The following is a 20,863-nucleotide window of genomic DNA, read 5'->3' on the forward strand; positions in this document are numbered from 1 at the left end:
AAGCTCCCTCGCCACATTGTGCGGATTTGGCAACTAGGCCCGGATATAGGTCCCGGTGCCCTTGAGAATGTTCTGCAGGGTTTCTTCCACTTCGGCCAGATCCGACTCGGCGGTGCCGTGGGTGATTGCCAATTGATCGTGGCCGCCCAATGCATCGGCATCCGCCGCGCCAATCTCCACCAACAGTGTCGTGGCACTCAGGGTGATCTTCAACCCGTCCAGGGTCGACGGCTCGTAATCCCAGGTGACTTCCACCTCGTCCTCGTCCGGATAACGGGTCACCATGAACATCTCGCCCTTGTCGCCGTGGCAGCAGAGCATGGCCATGTTGTCTTCTTCGTCATCGCACGGGTTGACGATCAGGTGGGCGGTGGTGAGTTGCAATGGCATGGTTAATCCTGTCTGGGGGAGGGCGAAGCAGGGCAATTGTGCCATTGCGGCGAATTTTGTGCTGCATCGTGTGTCAGACCTTGTGGCATGACCTGGCGGGCAATATCAGTCATTTCCGGTACTCGGCGCCCCGGGATTTCTCCGAAAACACCCGGTTGCCCAAGTCGCAACCCGCCGGCAGCGTGCCGATGACCGAATATGTCGCAGCGTCGCAAGCAGCTTGCTTCCTACACTCGTTAAGCTGCGCAACGGATGTGCCTCGCCAGGAGTCTGACCTGCCCGTCGTACCGTCACCTGGCAAGGTGCGCATCTTATGGAAGTTGAATGTGACCTCATTGTCTTGTCCAGCTTCACCCACCTGTCACTCTGAATTCGTTACTGTAGACCGCGAACAGAGCTGACGTTCTCCCCGCAAGGGGATAACACGCGACGCTTCCATCAATAACAAGCCCAAGCGGAGTACCACAGATGGCGTTCTTCACCGCAGCCAGCAAAGCCGACTTCCAGCACCAACTGCAAGCGGCACTGGCGCAGCACATCAGTGAACAGGCACTGCCACAAGTGGCGCTGTTCGCTGAACAATTCTTCGGCATCATTTCCCTGGATGAACTGACCCAGCGTCGCTTGTCCGACCTGGCCGGTTGCACCCTGTCTGCCTGGCGCCTGCTTGAGCGCTTTGATCACAACCAACCGCAAGTGCGGGTCTACAACCCCGATTACGAACGTCATGGCTGGCAATCGACCCACACTGCGGTCGAAGTGCTGCACCACGACCTGCCATTCCTGGTGGACTCGGTGCGTACCGAGCTGAACCGCCGTGGCTACAGCATCCACACCCTGCAAACCACCGTACTCAGCGTGCGTCGTGGCAAGAAGGGCGAACTGCTGGAAATCCTGCCCAAAGGCACCCAGGGCGAAGACGTTCAGCAAGAATCGCTGATGTACCTGGAAATCGACCGTTGCGCCAACGCCGCCGAGCTGAGTGTCCTGAGCAAGGAACTTGAGCAGGTACTGGGCGAAGTGCGCGTTGCCGTCGCCGATTTCGAACCGATGAAAGCCAAGGTCCAGGAACTGCTGGCCGGTATCGACGCCAGCCCGTACGTGATCGACGGCGAAGAAAAAGCCGAGATCAAGAGCTTCCTGGAATGGCTGGTGGGCAACCACTTCACCTTCCTCGGCTATGAAGAGTTCGTGGTACGTGACGAGGCGGACGGCGGTCATATCGAATATGACGCCAACTCGTTCCTCGGTCTGACCAAACTGCTGCGCCCGGGCCTGACTACCGACGAGCTGCGCATCGAAGACTACGCGGTGAACTACCTGCGTGAGCCGGCCGTGCTGTCGTTCGCCAAGGCTGCACACCCAAGCCGCGTGCACCGCCCGGCCTACCCGGACTACGTGTCGATCCGCCAGATCGACGCCGACGGCAAGGTCATCAAGGAATGCCGCTTCATGGGCCTCTACACCTCCTCGGTGTACGGCGAAAGCGTGCGGGTGATTCCTTACATCCGTCGCAAGGTGACGGAAATCGAGCGTCGCTCGGGCTTCCAGGCCAAGGCGCACTTGGGCAAGGAACTGGCCCAGGTGGTCGAGGTTCTGCCCCGCGATGATCTGTTCCAGACCCCGGTGGACGAGCTGTTCAGCACCGTGATGTCGATCGTGCAGATCCAGGAACGCAACAAGATCCGCGTGTTCCTGCGCAAAGACCCGTACGGCCGTTTCTGCTACTGCCTGGCCTACGTGCCGCGGGACATCTATTCCACCGAGGTGCGCCAGAAGATCCAGCAAGTGCTGATGGATCGCCTGAAAGCCTCGGACTGCGAGTTCTGGACGTTCTTCTCCGAGTCCGTACTGGCTCGCGTGCAGTTGATCCTGCGGGTAGACCCGAAGAACCGCCTGGACATCGACCCGCTGCAACTGGAAAAAGAAGTGGTGCAGGCCTGCCGCAGCTGGCAGGACGACTACTCCAGCCTGGTGGTGGAAAGCTTCGGCGAAGCCCATGGCACCAACGTGCTGGCTGATTTCCCGAAAGGTTTCCCGGCCGGCTACCGCGAGCGTTTCGCCGCGCATTCGGCCGTGGTCGACATGCAGCACTTGCTCAGCCTGACCGAAGCCAACCCGCTGGTGATGAGCTTCTATCAGCCGCTGGGCCAGGTTTCCGGCCAGCGCGAGCTGCATTGCAAGCTGTATCATGCCGATACGCCGCTGGCGCTGTCCGATGTGCTGCCGATCCTGGAAAACCTCGGCCTGCGTGTCCTGGGTGAATTCCCGTACCGCCTGCGTCATGCCAATGGCCGCGAGTTCTGGATTCACGATTTCGCGTTCATCGCCGCCGAAGGTGTGAACCTCGATATCCAGCAATTGAACGACACTCTGCAGGACGCATTCGTGCATATCGTGCACGGCGATGCCGAAAACGATGCGTTCAACCGTCTGGTGCTGACGGCCGGCCTGCCATGGCGCGACGTGGCGCTGCTGCGTGCCTACGCCCGTTACCTGAAGCAGATTCGCCTGGGCTTCGACCTGGGTTACATCGCCAGTACCCTGAACAACCACACCGACATCGCCCGCGAGTTGACCCGGTTGTTCAAGACCCGTTTCTACCTGGCGCGCAAGCTCACCGCCGAAGACCTCGAAGACAAGCAGCAACGCCTGGAACAAGCGATCCTCACGGCCCTGGACGACGTTCAGGTGCTCAACGAAGACCGCATCCTGCGTCGCTACCTGGACCTGATCAAGGCCACCCTGCGGACCAACTTCTACCAGGCTGACGCCAACGGCCAGAACAAGTCGTACTTCAGCTTCAAGTTCAACCCGCACGCGATTCCTGAGCTGCCCAAGCCGGTGCCGAAGTTTGAAATCTTCGTCTACTCGCCACGGGTTGAAGGCGTGCACCTGCGCTTTGGCAACGTCGCTCGCGGCGGCCTGCGCTGGTCTGACCGTGAAGAAGACTTCCGCACTGAAGTATTGGGCCTGGTAAAAGCCCAGCAAGTGAAGAACTCGGTGATCGTGCCGGTGGGCGCCAAGGGCGGTTTCCTGCCGCGTCGCCTGCCGTTGGGCGGCAGCCGGGACGAGATCGCGGCCGAGGGCATCGCCTGCTACCGCATCTTCATTTCCGGCCTGTTGGACATTACCGACAACCTGAAAGACGGCGCCCTGGTGCCACCGTTGAACGTGGTGCGCCACGACAACGATGACCCGTACCTGGTAGTAGCAGCGGACAAGGGCACTGCGACCTTCTCCGACATCGCCAACGGCATCGCCATCGACTACGGCTTCTGGCTGGGTGATGCGTTCGCTTCCGGTGGTTCTGCCGGTTACGACCACAAGAAAATGGGCATCACCGCCAAGGGCGCGTGGGTGGGGGTGCAGCGTCACTTCCGTGAGCGCGGCATCAACGTCCAGCAAGACAGCATCACCGTGGTGGGCGTGGGCGACATGGCTGGCGACGTGTTCGGCAACGGCCTGTTGATGTCCGACAAGCTGCAACTGGTCGCCGCCTTCAACCACCTGCACATCTTCATCGATCCAAACCCGAACCCGGCCAACAGCTTCGCTGAACGTCAGCGCCTGTTCGACCTGCCGCGCTCGGCCTGGACCGACTACGACACCAGCATCATGTCCGAAGGCGGCGGTATCTTCTCGCGCAGCGCGAAGAGCATTGCCATCTCGCCACAGATGAAAGAACGCTTCGACATCCAGGCCGACAAGCTGACCCCGACCGAACTGCTGAATGCCTTGCTCAAGGCACCGGTGGACCTGTTGTGGAACGGCGGTATCGGTACTTACGTCAAGGCCAGCACCGAGAGCCACGCCGATGTGGGCGACAAGGCCAACGACGCCCTGCGCGTCAATGGCAACGAGCTGCGCTGCAAGGTGGTGGGCGAGGGCGGTAACCTCGGCATGACGCAGCTGGGTCGTGTGGAATTCGGCCTCAATGGCGGCGGTTCCAACACCGACTTCATCGACAACGCCGGTGGTGTGGACTGCTCCGACCACGAAGTGAACATCAAGATCCTGCTCAACGAAGTGGTGCAGGCCGGTGACATGACCGACAAGCAGCGCAACCAGTTGCTGGCGAGCATGACCGACGAAGTCGGCAGCCTGGTGTTGGGCAACAACTACAAGCAAACCCAGGCCCTGTCCCTGGCTGCCCGCAAAGCCTTCGAGCGCGTGGCCGAGTACAAGCGCCTGATGAGCGATCTGGAAGGCCGTGGCAAGCTGGACCGCGCCATCGAGTACCTGCCGACCGAGGAGCAGCTCAACGAGCGCGCCGCTGCGGGCAAGGGCCTGACCCGTCCGGAGCTGTCGGTACTGATCTCCTACAGCAAGATCGACCTCAAGGAAGCGTTGCTCAAATCCCTGGTGCCGGATGACGACTACCTGACCCGTGACATGGAGACCGCTTTCCCGCCGAGCCTGGTGGCGAAGTTCTCCGAAGCCATGCGTCGCCACCGTCTGAAGCGCGAGATCGTCAGCACCCAGATCGCCAACGACCTGGTCAACCACATGGGCATCACCTTCGTTCAGCGCCTCAAAGAGTCCACCGGCATGAGCCCGGCGAACGTGGCGGGCGCCTACGTGATCGTGCGTGACATCTTCCACCTCCCGCACTGGTTCCGTCAGATCGAAGCCCTGGACCACCAGGTCTCGGCCGATGTGCAACTGGAGCTGATGGACGAGCTGATGCGCCTGGGCCGCCGTGCCACGCGCTGGTTCCTGCGCAGCCGTCGCAACGAACAGGATGCCGGGCGTGATGTTGCGCACTTCGGTCCGCACCTTGCCGCGCTGGGCCTCAAGCTCGACGAACTGCTGGAAGGCCCGACCCGCGAAGGTTGGCAGAACCGTTATCAGGCTTACGTCGAAGCCGGTGTGCCGGAGTTGTTGGCGCGCATGGTTGCAGGCACTACCCACCTGTACACCCTGCTGCCGATCATCGAAGCCGCCGACGTGACAGGCCAGAGTGCGGCAGACGTCGCGAAGGCTTACTTCGCCGTCGGCAGCGCCCTGGACTTGCCGTGGTACCTGCAGCAGATCAGCAGCCTGCCCGTGGGCAACAACTGGCAGGCCCAGGCCCGCGAAGCCTTCCGCGATGACGTGGATTGGCAGCAACGGGCGATCACCATTTCCGTACTGCAAATGGCCGATGCGCCAGAAGACATGGAAGCCCGCGTGGCCCTGTGGCTTGAGCAGCACCAGGACATGGCTGATCGCTGGCGCACCATGATGGTGGAGATTCGTGCTGCAGTCGGCACGGACTACGCCATGTACGCGGTAGCCAACCGTGAGTTGCTGGACCTGGCGATGAGCGGTCAATCGGTGCTGTAACTGGCTTGATTGAGCGGTAAAACCAAAAGCCCGGTATCGAAAGATATCGGGCTTTTTTGCATTTGATTATCGGCGTGTTATCTCAACTTGTGGCGAGAGAGCTTGCTCCCGTTGGGCTGCGCAGCAGTCCCGTTTTTGGGGCCGCTGCGCGTCCCAGCGGGAGCAAGCTCCCTCGCCACAGGTTAAAACAGTGTGATCAATTGCTGCGTAGTAGCTTGGCTTCCAGATGATCCAGATGCCGGGTCATCAAGTTGACGGCTTTGCCGGCATCGCCATGCTCCACCGCATCCACAATCGCCCTATGTTCCTGCCATGCGCAATACGTGCAAGCCTTGGCCTCAAACTGCGCAATCGCCAATGAGGTCAGCGGCACCAGGCTGTTGAGAAACTGTGCCAACGGTGCATTCCCGGCGATGGCTGCCAGTTGCAGGTGAAATTCCCCGGAAAGGCGAATCGCCGGGCCACGTTCGTCACGCTCGATGCAGTCGCGCTCCCGTGCGATCAACTCCCGCAGTTGGCGGATCTGCGCCGGTTTCGCCTGGGCACACGCCAACTGCACCACGGTGATTTCCGTCAGGCGTCGCGCCTCGAGAATCTGCTGGGTCTGTTGTGCATCCGGTGCCGCCACCTGGGCGCGGTGGTTGGGCCGCAGGATGATCACTTGCTGGTGCGACAGCCGCGCCAGCACCCGGCGAATCACGCTGCGGCTGACGCCAAAACTTTGCCCGAGGCTCTCCTCGGTAAAACGGCTGGCGGGGGCGATGCGTTGCTCGAGAATGGCGTCGAACAACGCCGGGTAGATGTCGTCCACCGAGAGTTTCGGCTTGCCCACCAGGCGCAACGGCGTAAAGGGGAAAGGGGTGTGCAGGGCGTGAGCGGTCATGCGCGGTCTCCTGGAAGTCAGCTACCCAGATGGTCATCCGGGATGTTCAAGCGAATGCCCATGCGCAAGCCTTCCTGCAGGATATGCCGGCGCATTTCGGCGCTGGCCAGGGCGCTGTTCTTGTTGCGGATCGCCCGCACCACGGCGTCGTTTTCCTGCAAGCGTTCCGCCAGGTGTTCGGGGGAGTTGCGCAGCACTTGGGCGCTTTGCTTGAGGGCGTTGCTGGTCTGTTGCACCACGTTCTGGAAGATCGGGTTGGAGGTCAGGGCGAACAGTTCTTCGTGGAACGCGATGTAGGCGTTCATCCCGGCTTCGCTGTCGCCGGCGTCGAGGGCTTCGCGCATGTCCATCAGGGTCAGGCGCAGTTGCCCGACTTCCTTGCTGCTGATGGATTGCGCCACTAAACCTACGATAAAGGGCTCGAGGGTGTAGCGCAGTTGCAGGATGTCTTCGAGGCTGGCGTCCGCCACGCCGCTGTCCTGGGCCTGGGATTCGCTGAGGGTGGTTTCCAGCACCACCACGCCCTTGCCGGGCATGGAGCGTACCAGGCCGAGGGTTTCCAGCACGATCACCGCTTCGCGCAGGCTCGGGCGGCTGATGCCCATTTGCTCGGCCAGTTCACGCTGGCCGGGCAGCATCTCGCCGCGCCGCCACTGACCCCTCGCCAGGGCGGCGCGCAGTTTTTCTACCACTGAATTGACGACGGTTGACGAGGTGATCACGTGTGGCTCCCTTTAAATTGAACTGTCTGCTTGGTGTGGCGAGGGAGCTTGCTCCCGCTGGACTGCGCAGCAGGCCCATTTTTTGGGGCCGCTTCGCGCCCCAGCGGGAGCAAGCTCCCTCGCCACAGGGGGTGAGTCTGTCTCATCAGAACTCTTGGTGGGCGGGCAGCACCGGTTTCTTGGCCTGGAAGGCATACCCTTGTTGACCGTCCAGCACCTTGTTGGCGCGCTGGATATCGATGTCTTTTTCCCAGCGGGCGATGGCCACGGTGGCGACGCAGTTGCCGATCAGGTTGGTCAGCGCCCGGCCAATGCCCATGAACCAGTCCACCGCCAGCACCAGCACCAGGCCCACCACCGGAATCGCCGGGATTGCGGTGAGTGTCGCCGCCAGAATCACCAGTGCCGAACCCGGAATCCCGTGGGCGCCCTTGGAGGTGATCAGCGACACCAGCAGGATGGTCAGCAGGTCGGTCATCGACAGCGGTGTGCCGGTGGCATTGGCGATAAACACGATGGCCAGGGTCAAGTAGATGGAGAAACCGTCGAGGTTGAACGAGTACCCGGTCGGAATCACCAGGCCCACGGTGGAGCTGCCAATCCCGAGGTGCTCCAGTTTACGCATGATCTGGGGCAACACGGCATCGGAGGACGCGGTGCCCATCACGATCAACAGTTCTTCCCGCAGGTACTTGAGCAGCGGCATCATCCGCAGGCCCGACAGGCGCATCACCAGCCCCAGAATCACCGCGACGAACAGGAAGCACGTAAGGTAGAACAGGCCCACCAGGCTGCCCAGGTGTTGCAGGGAATCCAGGCCGTAGGTGCTGGTGGTGAAGGCGATGGCGCCGAACACGCCGATGGGCGCCAGGCGCACGATCATGCCCATGATGCGGAAGATCACGTGGCTCAGCTCGTTGATCAACCGAGAGATGCCGGAAGCGGCTTCGCCCACCAGGTTCAGTGCGCTGCCGAACAACACCGAGAACAACAGCACTTGCAGCACGTTGTTGTCCGCGAAGGCGCCGATCACCGAGTTGGGGATCAGGTCCATCAGGAACTGGCTGGTGCCCTTGATGTGTTGGCCGCGGTCTGCCAGTTCATTCAGGCCGGCAGACGACAGTTGCTCCAGGTGGATATTGGCGCCGGTGCCGATCCCGGTGCTGAAGGCCATGATCAGGCCGATCACCAGGGCCACGGTGGTCAGTGCTTCAAAGTAGATCACCGACTTGAGGCCGATGCGCCCGACTTTCTTCAAGTCGCCGGCACCGGAAATACCGCTGACCACCACGCAGAAGACGATCAGGCCAATCAGCATTTTGATCAGCTTGATGAAGCCGTCACCCAGGGGTTTGAGTTGCGAGGAGAATTCAGGGAGGGCGAGGCCGCAGATTATGCCGATCACCAGGCCAATCACGACTTGCAGGAAAATCGAACGCGAGCACCATCTGAGCATGGGAAGGATCTCTATTCGGTGCCCTGGTGGGTCCAGGGCTTAATTGTTGTGGTCTGACCGGTATGTCCAGTGCGGGGCCAGTCTACGCTCGGTTTTTTTCAAGTCGCAAGTAAATATTACGCGGATGGCAGGTCCCGGTCTGACCAGTTGGTCCGCAAGGTTCGTACTTGAGCGGTTGGCGGCCCGGAATTTTTTTCGCTTATCATCCCGGGCTTGGTTCACAGGGTGAGTTATGGATATTCCAGGATTGATCTCGGACGCGGCGGGCGTCACCAGCTGTACGTGGCGCACGGCGGCGCCGGAGTACCCGGATTACCACGACCACGAATGGGGCGTGCCGGTGGCCGATGACATTGCGCTGTACGAGAAGATTTGCCTGGAAGGTTTTCAGGCGGGCATGGCGTGGATCACCATCCTGCGCAAGCGCGAGGCGTTTCGGCGGGCGTTCGAGGGCTTTGATTTTCGCCGGGTGGCGCAGTACACCGAGCAGGACATCGAGCGATTGATGGCCGACCCGGGTATCGTGCGCAATCGCGCCAAGATCGTGTCCACCATCAACAACGCCCGGCGCGCCTGTGAGCTGGTGGATGAGACCGGCTCGCTGGCGGCGTGGCTGTGGTCGTTTGAACCGGCCGCCGATGAGCGCCCGGCGGTGGTGGACATGGCGTACTGGACGGCCAACCCCACGTCAGCCGCGTCAACGCGCTTGTCCAAGGCCCTGAAAAAGCGTGGCTGGAGCTATGTGGGCCCGACCACCATGTATGCGTTCATGCAGGCGATGGGGATGGTCAACGACCACCTTGAAGGCTGTATCTGCCGGCCTCGAGTCGAACACCTGCGCCACCACTTCAAACGACCCTGAGCCACTGACTGTGCGCGGTTAAAACTGTGTGGCTTGCCTGCGATGGCGGTGGATCAGCAAACACAACTGTGTCTGATGCACCGCCATCGCAGGCAAGCCAGCTCCCACAGGAGGGTGCGGTGGCGCGGGTTAGTGGGGCAGCGGCGTGAGCACGTCGGCCTTGTCATCCATCACCATCACTACCAGCAGTTTCGCCGGTTGGGTCTGGCTGGCATTGCTGGATTCAAAGTGCCGCGAGCCGGCAGGTTCATAGAACGACTGGCCGACCTTGTAGGTGATCGCCTTTTCATCGTTGACCCGCGAGGTGATTGCACCTTCCAGCACATAGGCCACGGCCGTGCCGGTGTGGCTATGGGGCACGGTGGCCTGGCCCGGGGCGTAGTCCACGGTGAGCATCACGGTTTTCTTGCCGGGGACGTTGGCCAGGGCGTGTTCCTGCAACACGTTGATCTTTTCCTGGTTGTACACCGGGTCGTGGGCAAAGGCGCTTAACGAGGCCAGCAGCAGGGTGGTGCCGAGCAGTACTTTCATGGTGAGGCTCCGAGTGAGTCGAGACCCGTTCACCCTAGGCCCCGATCCGGATTTGACCAATAGCCAATCCGGCGGAAATTCCCTCAGCCAATCTGTCGCAGGATATCCCGCACCACGTCCAGCGCCGGGTCAATGTCCAGGGTTTCGATCGCGCCAAACCCGATCTTCAGTCCCTCGCGTACCGGTGTGTCGTGGAAAAACACGCTCAGCGGATAGAGCCCCACGTCAGCCTCCCGTGCCAATTGGGTGAGCTGCGGAATATTCACCGGCACCTTGCACAGTGCGGCCAGATGGAACCCGGCCACGGTGGGCACCACGTCGAACCACGGCGAGAGGTCCCCCGCCAGGCGCTGCAGAATCCGTTCCCGGCGCCCGGCATATACCCCATGGCAGCGCCGAATGTGCTTGAGCAGGTAGCCTTCGCTGATGAACTTGGCCAGGGCCCATTGCGGCAGGGTGGAGCTGTGCTGGTCGGTGAGTTGCTTGGCCTTGAGCACCGCGCCGAAAATCGCCGGCGGCAACACCGTGTAGCCCAGGCGCAACTCCGGCAGCAGGGTTTTGGAGAAGGTCCCGACGTAGGCGACCACGCCGCGGGTGTCCATGCTTTGCAGGGAGTCGGTGGGGCGGCCCTCGTAGCGGAATTCGCTGTCGTAGTCATCCTCGATCACGATGGCGCCCAACGCCAGCGCACGTGCCAGCAACGCCTCACGGCGCGGCACGCTCATGGGCATGCCCAGGGGGAACTGATGGGACGGTGTCACGTAGATCAGCCGCGTGCCGTCGGGAATCAAGTCGACCCGCAGGCCGTGTTCGTCCACCGGCACGCCCACCACGGTCGCCCCCATGGCGTCGAACATCAGTCGCACCGGGGTGTAGCCGGGGTCTTCCATGGCGACGACGGTGCCCGGTTCCAGCACCACGCGGGCGATCAGGTCAAGCGCCTGCTGGGCGCCGTTGGTGACTACGATGTCGTCTTCGCTGCACCTGACCCCACGGGAAAATGCGATATGCCCGGCGATTGCACTGCGCAGGGCCGGCAAGCCTTCCGGCCGGCTGTAGAAGCCGCTGTCCTGTGAGATACGGCGCAAGGCATCGAGGGTGCAGCGCCGCCATTCATCCTGGGGGAACTGGCTGCGGGCGGTGGCACCGCCGATAAAGTCCCGGCTCGGGCGGGTTTCACGGTTGGGGTGACCCATGGGCGCGGGAAGGGCCTGCCACTTGGCCAGGTTGGCGGCGCAGGCAAGGTCGGCGGCACTTTGCAGGTGTTCGCGGCGCGTGGCCCAGGCGTTGACGAACGTGCCACGGCCGATCCTGCCGACCAACAACCCTTCGTAGGTCAGCGCCGCGTAGGTGTCTGAGACTGTCTTGCGCGACACGCCCAGTTGCAGGGCCAGCAAGCGGCTGGGAGGCAATTGCGACCCGGCCACCAGTTGTCCCGACTCAATGGCCGTGCGCAATTGCTGGTAAAGCTGTTCGGCCAGGTCCTTGCGGCCCTTGATAACGACGTGCAGTTCCATGTTTCATCCAGAGGCAAGCAATCACCCGCAAGATTACCGCAAGTCACCCGCCAGCCGAATCAGGACAGGAAACCACCGTCTACATTCAGCGATACACCGGTGGTGTAGCTCGACGCGTCGCTGGCCAGGTACAGCACCGCGCCGGCCATCTCGCTCGGGTCGGCCACGCGCTTGAGGGGGATCTGCGCCAGGGCCATTTTCAGGATCGAGTCGTTCTTCACCAGCGCGGAGGCGAACTTGGTGTCGGTCAGGCCCGGCAGCAGCGCGTTGCAGCGAATGCCGAACGGCGCGCATTCCTTGGCGAAGACTTTGGTCATGTTGATCACGGCGGCCTTGGTCACCGAGTAGATGCCCTGGAATACGCCCGGCGAAATCCCGTTGATCGAGGCCACGTTGATGATGCTGCCGCCACCGTTCTCGCGCATCAGCTTGCCGGCTTCCACCGACATGAAGAAGTAGCCGCGAATGTTCACGTCGACGGTCTTCTGGAATGCGCCCAGGTCGGTGTCCAGCACGTTGCAGAACTGCGGGTTGGTGGCGGCGTTGTTGACCAGGATGTCCAGGCGGCCGAACTGTTCGCGGATCGCGGCAAACACGTTGGTGATCTGGTCCATTTCGCCGATATGGCAGGCAATTGCCGTGGCCTTGCCGCCGTCGGCGATGATCGCGTCGGCCACGTGCTGGCAGCCGTCGATCTTGCGGCTCGACACGATCACGTGGGCGCCTTGCTGGGCCAGCAACTTGGCGATGGCCTCACCGATACCGCGGCTGGCGCCGGAAACGAAAGCGATCTTGCCGTCGAGGTCGAACAGTTGGGTCTTGGACATGGTTTTTCCTTGAAGAGGGTCAGAGGGAAGACTGTTTGATGACATTCAGGCTCATCTGCTCAAGCAGCTTGTTCATGTGAATGAACTGCGCAAAGCGTTTGTCCTGGGTCTGGCCATGGAAGAAGCGGTAGTAGATCTGCTGCACGATGCCGGCCAGGCGGAACAGGCCGTAGGTGTAGTAGAAGTCGAAATTGTCGATCTGGATCCCGGAGCGTTCGGCGTAGTAGTCGACGAACTGGCGGCGGGTAAGCATGCCGGGGGCGTTGCTCGGCTGGCGGCGCATCAGTTGCACCGGGGCCGGGTCGGCCGCTTCGATCCAGTAGGCGAGGGTGTTGCCCAGGTCCATCAGCGGGTCGCCGAGGGTGGTCAGTTCCCAGTCCAGCACGCCGATGATCTGCATCGGGTTATGCGGGTCGAGAATCACGTTGTCGAAGCGGTAGTCGTTGTGGACGATGCTCGAGGTGGGGTGGTCGGCCGGCATCTTGTCGTTGAGCCAGGCACGTACCGCTTCCCAGCTGGGGGCGTCGGGGGTCAGGGCTTTTTCGTAGCGGTCGCTCCAGCCGCGAATCTGCCGCTCCACGTAACCTTCGGGCTTGCCCAGGTCGGCCAGGCCGCAGGCGCTGTAGTCGACCTGGTGCAGCTCGACGAACTTGTCGATAAAGCTTTTGCACAAGGCTTCGGTTTTCGCCGCGTCCAGGCCCAGTTCCGGCGGCAGGTCCGAGCGCAGGATGATCCCGTTGACCCGCTCCATCACGTAGAACTCGGCGCCGATCACCGACTCGTCGGTGCAGTGCACGTAGGCCTTGGGGCAATACGGGAAACCGTCCTTGAGCTGGTTGAGAATCCGGTATTCGCGGCCCATGTCGTGGGCGGACTTGGCCTTGTGGCCAAAGGGCGGGCGGCGCAGCACGAATTCCTGGCCGGGGTATTCCAGCAGGTACGTCAGGTTGGAGGCACCCCCGGGGAACTGGCTGATTTTGACGCTGCCGCTCAAGCCCGGGATATGGGCCTTGAGGTAGGGATCGATGAGGCTGGCATCAAGTTCTTCGCCGGGGCGAATCTGGGTCGATTGGTCATTAAGCGCCATGCTTATCCCTTCTGCTTATTCTTAAGGCCTTGGACTATTGGCTAATCTAATGCGCGCGGCCGCCAAGCCACAAGGTTGGGGCGGCTTAATAGGTTAGCGTGTTGGCCGATGATCAGCGGGCTTGATGTGCTCAGATCACCAGAACTGCGCGCCCGCCGGGGTTGCAGGACAGGTTGGCACCGATTTCGACTTTTGCCAGGTCGATGCCCAGGCCGGCGAGCAGGTTATTGACCAGCGGGTCGAGGAGCGGGCTGAGCAGTCCGGAGATGATGCCGCTGAGCAGATTCAGTACGCCGGTGACCAGGCCGACCACCAGGTTCAGCACCAGCCCAATCAGTCCGCCCTGTGTCGGTGGATGGTTGATCAACTGGATGCCATTGAGGGTGTTGCTCAAGCTGCCCACCACGTTGTTGGAACTGAAACTGAAGTAATCCGGGGGGCTTTTCAACTCGGGCGGCGACAGGTAAGTGTGGTTCCGGACGGTCTTGGCCACGCTGCTGTCGATCTTCAGGCTGATGCCACCCACGCCATACGGTTGCCGGGGATCGCAGACACCGTTGCTACAGGTCTTCACCCCAAGGTCGAGTAATGGGAATTCGTCAACGTTCAGTGGTGCTGTGGAGGAAAACAGGTTTTTTGGGTCGATCTGGCCCACCATCAGCCTAACCGCCGAGGTGGTACCGAGCACCGACAAGGCTTTGTCCGCAGGCCCGTTGCAGCGATATCCGGTGACCGTGCTGCTGCCGCTGGCGGCTTCCAGTGCTACATCGATTTGCTGGCCGATTTTGGGATCAAAGGAGCTGCCTAACAAGAGGCCCACCAGCGCCGTTACCCCGCCCAGTAAATCGTTCACCGCGCCGATTGCCGGCAGTTTCACCGAGATCAACGTCCTGACTTGCGCGGTCCTGACGTAGATCGGTTGGGTGGCGATCAGCTTGGGGTTACCTATGGCGGAAACCTGCGCCGGTTCAATGACCTTGGTCTTGACCGTGATATTCAGCAGTCCCAGCACATCCACCGGCAACTCCACCGCGACCGCGTTGTACTTGTTCGACAGTTGCACAAACCCCTGGATCAGGTTGAACAGTTGCAGGTTAACGTCCAGGGCGCTCTTGTCGGTGCCGTTCTGGATGGTCAGCAGGTCGCCCAGGTGCAGGATCTTGGTGCCGGGTGCAATCAGCTTGATCGCTTCCAGGTTATTGATCACCACCTTGACCGCATCGCCCCCCAGCTTGAGTACATCTATCGCGGCCTGGATCAGATCGCCGACGCTGGCGTCGGTCTTGAGCAACTCGTCGTAGTTGCCGGCGCTGACCTTCAATTGAATCGCCAGCGCGTCCAGGTAACTGAGCAGGTTGATATCGGTATTGATCAGGCCCTTCCAGCCCACCGCGTCGAGTTGCAATTTGCCCCCCAGCAGTCCGCCGATCAACGCATTGAGTGCGGCGGACTTGGTGCTGTCCACGGTCAGCAAGGTGCTGCGGATGGTCAGTACGGCCACCGGGGGCGCGGGCACGGCGGCCACGGCCACTGCCTGCAACCGGATGGTCGGCTCGAAAGGGCCGGTGGAGAGCAGCATGAACAGGCGGTTGGCGATACTGGTGACGACGCGGTGGGTGGCGATGACCTGGATCGCATCGGACCTTGAGGGATTGGGGCTGAAGGCGCGCATGAAGTCAGCCCCGGTGACCAGGGTGCCGCAGGTGGTCGCCAGGGTACGGTCTGCGTTGAGCGGGAAATCATTGCGGGCTGCGCTTTGGATCGCGAATTGCGCGGCGTTGGTATTCGGCGTCACGCAGGCGCCGCCGCGGGTGACCACTTCCAGCGCCGCGGTGTCGGCAACCCGTTGCAGCTTGCGCTTTTCCAGGTACAGCCGGCCGCTGTCGACCACCAGCAACAGGAACAACAGTGCGATCCCCAGGGTCATCGCACCCATCAGTCCTATTGCGCCGCGTTGGCGGGCCGAGCCGGGTCCCTGGCAAACCATCCTGCGTTCCTTCGCCGGTCCAGTACCGGCATCCTGAGTATCCCCTCAGGCAGTGTAGTCAGGTTTTGCAAGGATTCATGGCTATTGGCCATTATTTTCGCGGAGGCAGTGCCACGGGCGTCAGCACAGGGCGGCCGGCAAAGTATTCCAGCAGGTTGTCCGCCACGCGCTGCACGGTGTCATGGGCGGCTTCCGGCGACAGGCCGGCGACGTGGGGCGTGAGCACGGTATTGCTGAGGCGCTTGAGCGCGTCGGGCACGTTGGGTTCATCGTCGAACACGTCCAGTGCCGCGCCGCCGATGCGCCGTTGCTCCAGGGCGGTAATCAGGTCGGCGGTGACCACCACGCTGCCACGGCCGATGTTCACCAGGAAACCGTTGGGCCCCAGTGCGTCGAGGGCCTGGCGGTCGATCAAATGTCGCGTGCTGGCGCCGCCCGGGGTGGCCAGGATCAGGAAGTCCGAGGCCCGCGCCAGTTCCACGGCGGTGGCGCAGTAGGTGTAGTCCACATCTTCGCGGGGCTGGCGGTTGTGATAACTCACCTCCATGCCAAAACCCAGGGCAGCCCGCTTGGCGATTTCCAGGCCCACGGCCCCCAGGCCGAGAATGCCCAGCTGTTTGCCGGCCAGGGAAGGGCGCATTATCTTGGGCCATTCGCTGCGCCGTACTGCTGCGTCCGCCCGGGGAATGTCCCGCACCAGGCACAGCAGCAAAGCCATGGCGTGGTCGGCCACCGACGGCGCATTCACCCCGGCGCCATTGGTGACCACGATTCCACGGTTGCTGGCGGCTTGCAGGTCCACGTGTTCATACCCGGCGCCGATCACGCAGATGATCTCAAGCAGCGGCAGCGCGGCGATTTCCTCGGCGTACAGGCCCAGCGGGCCACGGGTCAGCACCGCCTGGACCTGCCCGCCGTGGGTCTTGATGGCCTTGGCGCGTTCGGCCGGGGTGGGCGCAAGAATCACGTGAAAGCCATTGCCTTCGATGATCGGCAGGTAGTCGTTGATGGTTTCAACCAGGACCAGAACGGTGACGGGCATCGGAAGGTTCTTCCTGAAGGATTAGAGGCTTGGATTATGCGGGATTTGTAGTCCCGATCGTTTCTTTACCGCAGAAAAATTTCATTTCTCACCAGCCTAATCTGATTTTCCAGACCGCTCGTCCCAGGCCTTTTTACTGCCGCAGACTTCGACGACTTTCCTTAGCAGAGACGTCATGGATGCATGTTCCTGCCACCCCCGAAATCGTCGAGTGGACCCCTTATGGCTACAAGCACAGCCCATCAAAAAACCTAGCTTGGGAAGATATTGTCAGCAGCACCCGATACGGCCCGGCCAAATACAAGCCCGGTATAAATATTGAAAAGCTTGAGCGAGAAGCCTATAAAAATGGAGTGCCAAGCACTCATGCAAAACCCTGGAAACTCAGGGAGTATCCGCAAGTCATAGGTGCCAGTGATGGCAAGCCCAGTTACTGGGTTCGAATTGAGTCAAGCGCGGGCGTCATACATGGTCATCCGATTTCCGAGCAGGAATTCAGGAGGTTAACAAGTTGATCTCACTAGGCTTTATTGACGGAAACGTCACCCATGATGATCTCTCCATCTTGCAGGATGGGGCGATGGAGAGTCAGGTTCACCTGTTGAAAGAGGACATGCTTCAGGTTGAATACGCCGGTGGGCTTATATTGGATGTCGGCTGGTACCCCTCCTTCGATACCCATGGTGGGTTCCGCATCAATGTAATAAGAAATTACGACTGGGACCGTCCAGTGATTGCGTTAACGGCGCACGCAGCCGGTGATCTGGTGGAGCAACTGGCTGTTGCGCAGAGCGCGATCAATGGCGAACTGCGCAACGTATTGAGAACCTCGGCTTAGGTAAAGCTCCAGGCTTTAGAAGCAGATATCGTCAGCTTTCACACGCTGCACAAATGCCCCGGCCAAGGTTGCGTTATGGTGCTCGATAATCGATGCGGCCGATAACGCCGGAGTGTCCATGCAAGTATGGGCATCCTCCGGCAGCAGCACCGAGAACCCCAGCTCCACGGCCACTCGGCACGTCGTGTCGATGCAGTACTGGGTTTTCATCCCGACGATCACCAGTTCATTCACCTGTGCCGCCGCCAGTTGCTGCGACAGCGCGGTGCCGAGAAAACAGCTGGGCCGGGTTTTATTGAAAACCGTGTCGCGAGCTTCATCAACCTCCAGTGCTGGCCATAGTTGCCAAAACGGGCTGCCCACCTCGATGGGCGAACCCGCAGGGCCGGTGTGACGTACAGCGAAAACCGGCACGCCAGCGTGTCGGGCGCGCTGAATCAGCTGGTTGATGTTGTCGAGTACGCGCTGGCGTTCGTAGGGTTTTTCCGGGCCGTCGTACAGGCCGACCTGCATGTCGATGACCAGCAGGGCGGGGCGCTTGATGTCAGGCATGGTACTGCTCCTTGTGGTTGCCGAATGGGCGGAGCAATAAAAAGGCCCCGTCCATTGCTGGCGGGGCCTTGGGTAAATCCGGGTGGCTTAGTTTGCGCGCCACTCACCGCTACCACACGACCCGCCGGAAGCGGTCGTGGTGGTGGTGCGGGTGAGGGCCAGTTGAATAAGGTTCATGGGCCGATCATGCTGGCGCTGGCGTTTGGCTGTCAACTCGTCAGCCGAGGTTTTTTTCCGGGATCAGCAGATTCCTGGCGGCAGCGAGGAATTCATCAGACAGGCCGTTGCCTTTGGTCGCACGGGCCAGGGTGAGGGCGCCTACCATCATTGCGTACTGGGCAATGGCGGCCTGCCGGTCACCTTCGGGGGTTCCGGTGGCCTGGGTAGCGGCCAGGATGCCCATGGACGCTTCAAAGCCCCGGATAAAGCAGCGTTGCAACGCGCTGTCGGCGGCTTCATGGCACATCTCCCCGGCAAAAGCCGCAACCGGGCAACTGTCCCCGGGGTTGTCACGATTGGCGGCCGACAGATACGGATCAATCAACGCCAGGCGCGCAGCCTCGGGATCAGGGCTTTGCTCGACCCTGGCCTGCCAGCGCTCGCTCGATTGCTCGAATGCCCGGTTGCAGGCTTCCGTGGCCAGCGCCTCGCGGGACTCGAAGTGCCCGTAGAAACCGCCATGGGTCAGCCCGGCGGCGGCCATCACGTCCGACACGCTGATGCCATGGATGCCCCGTTCACGAAACAGCCGCGTGGCGGCCTCGACGATGATTTCGCGGTTGAGTTCGGCTTGTTTGCGGGACACGCGTGGCATCGAGGGCTCTCTGGATCAGGTGGTGGCAGGGATGGGTGGCATCATAAAACGTTTAGCTGGCGTACTGCGCGATCCCGTTGCCGAACGACCAGTTTTCCTTCTTGACCTCCACCAGGCTGATAAACACATCTTCCAGGCGCACCGCCAGTTCACGGTTCAAGCTCTCGGCGATGGTCTTGTACAACAGCTTTTTCTGCTCGGTGCTGCGGCCTTCATTCAGGGTGATCTGGATGATCACCAGGTTGTCGGTGCGCTGGATGCCCAGGTACTCCGGGTCATAGATGAAGTGGTGTTCATCGTGCTCGGTGAGGATCTGGAAGTTGTCGTGTTCAGGCACGCCGATGGCCGTGTGCATGGCGTTGTAGATCAATACGCCGACGCGCTTGGCGTAGGTGACGTCGGGGTTTTTCCGAAGGTCGATGCGCACGATTGGCATGGCAGGTAGTCCAGTGAGGGGCGTGCTTTAAAAATACATGACGTGATGAATTTATAAAATAGATTTCTTATGAAATGTAAAATTGACCCTGCCGGAAACGTCTTCAATCCTCTGCACTGCACAACCATTCCTCAGCTAAGTCTTTGCTTCTTCAAGCGAATCCCGGACAATCGCGCCCCTGTTTCGGTCGTGGCGCTGCCTGTCAGGTTTTTCTGACTCGTCTCGACTGAGTGAATGCGGAGATCCGAACGGATGAATGATCAGGCCAATAGCGTCGACGAACGCTACGCAACGACACCTGCAACCCTCACAAGCTGGAGCCGCCAGGACACCACCTGGATGCTCGGCCTGTTCGGTACGGCCATCGGCGCCGGCACCTTGTTCCTGCCGATCAACGCGGGCCTTGGCGGTTTCTGGCCGCTGGTGATCCTCGCCGTGCTGGCGTTCCCGATGACGTTTTTCGCACACCGTGGCCTGACCCGCTTTGTGCTCTCGGGCCGTGAAGGCTCGGACATCACCGACGTGGTCGAGGAGCACTTCGGCCTCAAGGCCGGTGCCGCGATCACCTTGCTGTACTTCTTCGCGATCTTCCCGATCCTGCTGATCTACAGCGTGGCGCTGACCAACACCGTCGGCAGTTTCATGGAACATCAACTGCACATCGCGCCGCCGCCGCGGGCGATCCTGTCGCTGGTGCTGATCCTCGGCCTGCTGGCCGTGGTGCGTTGCGGCGAGCAGGTGATCGTCAAGGCCATGAGCCTGATGGTGTATCCTTTTATCGTCGCCTTGCTGTTCCTCGCCGTGTACCTGGTGCCGCACTGGAACGGCGGCATCCTCAGCACCGCCAGCACCGTGCCGGCCCCGTCGGCGCTGCTGCACACGCTGTGGCTGGCGATTCCGGTGATGGTGTTCTCGTTCAACCATTCGCCGATCATCTCGGCCTTTGCGGTGGACCAGAAGCGCCAGTACGGCGAACACGCCGAGGAACGCAGCTCGCAGATCCTGTCCCGGGCACACATCCTGATGGTGGTGATGGTGCTGTTCTTCGTGTTCAGTTGCGTACTGACCCTGTCGCCGGCGCAACTGGCCGAAGCCAAGGCGCAGAACCTGTCGATCCTGTCCTACCTGGCGAACCACTTCAGCAACCCGACCATCGAGTTCGCCGCGCCGCTGATCGCGTTTGTGGCGATTGCCAAGTCGTTCCTGGGCCACTACATCGGCGCCAGCGAAGGCCTCAAGGGCCTGGTGCTCAAAAGTGGCCGTCGCCCGGCTGCCAAGACCCTGGACCGCATGACGGCTGCCTTCATGCTGGTGGTGTGCTGGATCGTCGCGACCCTCAACCCTAGCATCCTCGGCATGATCGAGACCCTGGGCGGGCCGATCATTGCGTCGATCCTGTTCCTGATGCCGATGTACGCGATCCGCAAGGTACCGGCGATGGCCAAGTACCGTGGCCAGGCGTCCAACGTGTTTGTGACGGCGGTGGGCCTGGTGGCGATTACCGCGCTGATTTATTCGCTGGTGTCCTGACAGCACCCGGTTTCAGTGCAATGATCACGGCCAATTCGCAGACAGCGGATTGGCCGTTTTT

The 20,863-nt window shown here is 61.3% G+C and carries 18 protein-coding genes; 5 read left to right on the plus strand and 13 right to left on the minus strand.

Annotation, left to right across the window (positions count from 1 at the left end; all coding sequences use genetic code 11):
• Window positions 1-33: 33 nt before the first annotated feature.
• A complete protein-coding gene (locus HX873_RS20300) occupies window positions 34-390 on the minus strand; it encodes a hypothetical protein (RefSeq protein ID WP_003212949.1) in 357 nt (118 codons plus the stop codon).
• A gap of 468 nt (window positions 391-858) precedes the next feature.
• Between HX873_RS20300 and HX873_RS20305 the strand changes: the two genes are divergently transcribed.
• Complete coding sequence (locus HX873_RS20305) at window positions 859-5,718, plus strand: NAD-glutamate dehydrogenase (RefSeq protein WP_102604668.1); 4,860 nt, start codon at window positions 859-861, stop codon at window positions 5,716-5,718.
• A 196-nt stretch (window positions 5,719-5,914) separates the two neighbouring features.
• Here the strand turns inward: HX873_RS20305 and HX873_RS20310 are convergent, their stop codons facing one another.
• From HX873_RS20310 to HX873_RS20320, 3 genes are all read right to left on the minus strand, one after another.
• On the minus strand, window positions 5,915-6,601 hold the full coding sequence (locus tag HX873_RS20310; RefSeq protein WP_102369279.1) for a GntR family transcriptional regulator: 687 nt from the start codon (window positions 6,599-6,601) through the stop codon (window positions 5,915-5,917).
• 17 nt (window positions 6,602-6,618) lie between these two features.
• Window positions 6,619-7,323 carry a FadR/GntR family transcriptional regulator gene (locus HX873_RS20315; RefSeq protein ID WP_003212959.1) on the minus strand — a complete coding sequence of 235 codons (705 nt, stop codon included), beginning with the start codon at window positions 7,321-7,323 and terminating at the stop codon, window positions 6,619-6,621.
• A gap of 145 nt (window positions 7,324-7,468) precedes the next feature.
• On the minus strand, window positions 7,469-8,779 hold the full coding sequence (locus HX873_RS20320; RefSeq protein WP_008433031.1) for a C4-dicarboxylate transporter DctA: 1,311 nt from the start codon (window positions 8,777-8,779) through the stop codon (window positions 7,469-7,471).
• Between the two features lie 232 nt (window positions 8,780-9,011).
• Between HX873_RS20320 and HX873_RS20325 the strand changes: the two genes are divergently transcribed.
• Window positions 9,012-9,641: a DNA-3-methyladenine glycosylase I gene (locus HX873_RS20325; protein WP_177123104.1), complete on the plus strand. Its 630-nt coding sequence runs from the start codon at window positions 9,012-9,014 to the stop codon at window positions 9,639-9,641.
• A gap of 129 nt (window positions 9,642-9,770) precedes the next feature.
• Here the strand turns inward: HX873_RS20325 and HX873_RS20330 are convergent, their stop codons facing one another.
• From HX873_RS20330 to HX873_RS20355, 6 genes are all read right to left on the minus strand, one after another.
• A complete protein-coding gene (locus tag HX873_RS20330; RefSeq protein ID WP_003210770.1) occupies window positions 9,771-10,172 on the minus strand; it encodes a cupin domain-containing protein in 402 nt (133 codons plus the stop codon).
• Window positions 10,173-10,255: 83 nt separating this feature from the next.
• Complete coding sequence (locus tag HX873_RS20335; RefSeq protein WP_102604666.1) at window positions 10,256-11,689, minus strand: PLP-dependent aminotransferase family protein; 1,434 nt, start codon at window positions 11,687-11,689, stop codon at window positions 10,256-10,258.
• 59 nt (window positions 11,690-11,748) lie between these two features.
• Window positions 11,749-12,516 carry an SDR family oxidoreductase gene (locus HX873_RS20340; protein ID WP_087692885.1) on the minus strand — a complete coding sequence of 256 codons (768 nt, stop codon included), beginning with the start codon at window positions 12,514-12,516 and terminating at the stop codon, window positions 11,749-11,751.
• 19 nt (window positions 12,517-12,535) lie between these two features.
• A complete protein-coding gene (locus HX873_RS20345; protein WP_003210778.1) occupies window positions 12,536-13,603 on the minus strand; it encodes a phosphotransferase family protein in 1,068 nt (355 codons plus the stop codon).
• Between the two features lie 130 nt (window positions 13,604-13,733).
• A complete protein-coding gene (locus HX873_RS20350; protein ID WP_177123105.1) occupies window positions 13,734-15,590 on the minus strand; it encodes a pilus assembly protein TadG-related protein in 1,857 nt (618 codons plus the stop codon).
• 91 nt (window positions 15,591-15,681) lie between these two features.
• Window positions 15,682-16,632 carry a 2-hydroxyacid dehydrogenase gene (locus tag HX873_RS20355; RefSeq protein WP_087692887.1) on the minus strand — a complete coding sequence of 317 codons (951 nt, stop codon included), beginning with the start codon at window positions 16,630-16,632 and terminating at the stop codon, window positions 15,682-15,684.
• Window positions 16,633-16,661: 29 nt separating this feature from the next.
• Here HX873_RS20355 and HX873_RS20360 point away from each other — a divergent pair, with 29 nt between their 5' ends.
• On the plus strand, window positions 16,662-17,147 hold the full coding sequence (locus HX873_RS20360) for a hypothetical protein (RefSeq protein ID WP_177123106.1): 486 nt from the start codon (window positions 16,662-16,664) through the stop codon (window positions 17,145-17,147).
• Window positions 17,144-17,470 carry a hypothetical protein gene (locus HX873_RS20365; protein WP_003210784.1) on the plus strand — a complete coding sequence of 109 codons (327 nt, stop codon included), beginning with the start codon at window positions 17,144-17,146 and terminating at the stop codon, window positions 17,468-17,470. The genes HX873_RS20360 and HX873_RS20365 overlap by 4 nt, the downstream gene beginning before the upstream one ends.
• 15 nt (window positions 17,471-17,485) lie before the next feature.
• Here HX873_RS20365 and HX873_RS20370 read toward each other — a convergent pair whose 3' ends face one another.
• The 3 genes from HX873_RS20370 to HX873_RS20380 form a co-directional block, all read right to left on the minus strand.
• Window positions 17,486-18,022 carry a cysteine hydrolase family protein gene (locus tag HX873_RS20370; protein ID WP_177123107.1) on the minus strand — a complete coding sequence of 179 codons (537 nt, stop codon included), beginning with the start codon at window positions 18,020-18,022 and terminating at the stop codon, window positions 17,486-17,488.
• A gap of 217 nt (window positions 18,023-18,239) precedes the next feature.
• Entirely contained in the window at window positions 18,240-18,836 is a 597-nt protein-coding gene (locus HX873_RS20375) for a TetR/AcrR family transcriptional regulator (RefSeq protein WP_177123108.1), read from the minus strand.
• A gap of 52 nt (window positions 18,837-18,888) precedes the next feature.
• A complete protein-coding gene (locus tag HX873_RS20380; protein ID WP_003210790.1) occupies window positions 18,889-19,272 on the minus strand; it encodes a tautomerase family protein in 384 nt (127 codons plus the stop codon).
• A 252-nt stretch (window positions 19,273-19,524) separates the two neighbouring features.
• Between HX873_RS20380 and HX873_RS20385 the strand changes: the two genes are divergently transcribed.
• The gene (locus HX873_RS20385; protein ID WP_177123109.1) at window positions 19,525-20,802 is read left to right on the plus strand and encodes a serine/threonine transporter; all 1,278 of its coding nucleotides are present in this window, start codon (window positions 19,525-19,527) and stop codon (window positions 20,800-20,802) included.
• The last annotated feature ends 61 nt before the right edge of the window (window positions 20,803-20,863 follow it).

This window comes from Pseudomonas sp. P7758 (genome assembly GCF_013386485.1).
Taxonomy (GTDB): Bacteria; Pseudomonadota; Gammaproteobacteria; order Pseudomonadales; family Pseudomonadaceae; genus Aquipseudomonas.

Bases quoted from the DNA above. Each gene is read 5' to 3' on its own strand.
- HX873_RS20330 (WP_003210770.1), bottom strand. From the start codon at position 10,172: ATGAAAGTACTGCTCGGCACCACCCTGCTGCTGGCCTCGTTAAGCGCC.
- HX873_RS20375 (WP_177123108.1), bottom strand. From the start codon at position 18,836: ATGCCACGCGTGTCCCGCAAACAAGCCGAACTCAACCGCGAAATCATC.
- HX873_RS20380 (WP_003210790.1), bottom strand. From the start codon at position 19,272: ATGCCAATCGTGCGCATCGACCTTCGGAAAAACCCCGACGTCACCTAC.
- HX873_RS20335 (WP_102604666.1), bottom strand. From the start codon at position 11,689: ATGGAACTGCACGTCGTTATCAAGGGCCGCAAGGACCTGGCCGAACAG.
- HX873_RS20385 (WP_177123109.1), top strand. From the start codon at position 19,525: ATGAATGATCAGGCCAATAGCGTCGACGAACGCTACGCAACGACACCT.
- HX873_RS20300 (WP_003212949.1), bottom strand. From the start codon at position 390: ATGCCATTGCAACTCACCACCGCCCACCTGATCGTCAACCCGTGCGAT.
- HX873_RS20350 (WP_177123105.1), bottom strand. From the start codon at position 15,590: ATGGTTTGCCAGGGACCCGGCTCGGCCCGCCAACGCGGCGCAATAGGA.
- HX873_RS20355 (WP_087692887.1), bottom strand. From the start codon at position 16,632: ATGCCCGTCACCGTTCTGGTCCTGGTTGAAACCATCAACGACTACCTG.
- HX873_RS20320 (WP_008433031.1), bottom strand. From the start codon at position 8,779: ATGCTCAGATGGTGCTCGCGTTCGATTTTCCTGCAAGTCGTGATTGGC.
- HX873_RS20340 (WP_087692885.1), bottom strand. From the start codon at position 12,516: ATGTCCAAGACCCAACTGTTCGACCTCGACGGCAAGATCGCTTTCGTT.
- HX873_RS20305 (WP_102604668.1), top strand. From the start codon at position 859: ATGGCGTTCTTCACCGCAGCCAGCAAAGCCGACTTCCAGCACCAACTG.
- HX873_RS20325 (WP_177123104.1), top strand. From the start codon at position 9,012: ATGGATATTCCAGGATTGATCTCGGACGCGGCGGGCGTCACCAGCTGT.
- HX873_RS20370 (WP_177123107.1), bottom strand. From the start codon at position 18,022: ATGCCTGACATCAAGCGCCCCGCCCTGCTGGTCATCGACATGCAGGTC.
- HX873_RS20310 (WP_102369279.1), bottom strand. From the start codon at position 6,601: ATGACCGCTCACGCCCTGCACACCCCTTTCCCCTTTACGCCGTTGCGC.
- HX873_RS20345 (WP_003210778.1), bottom strand. From the start codon at position 13,603: ATGGCGCTTAATGACCAATCGACCCAGATTCGCCCCGGCGAAGAACTT.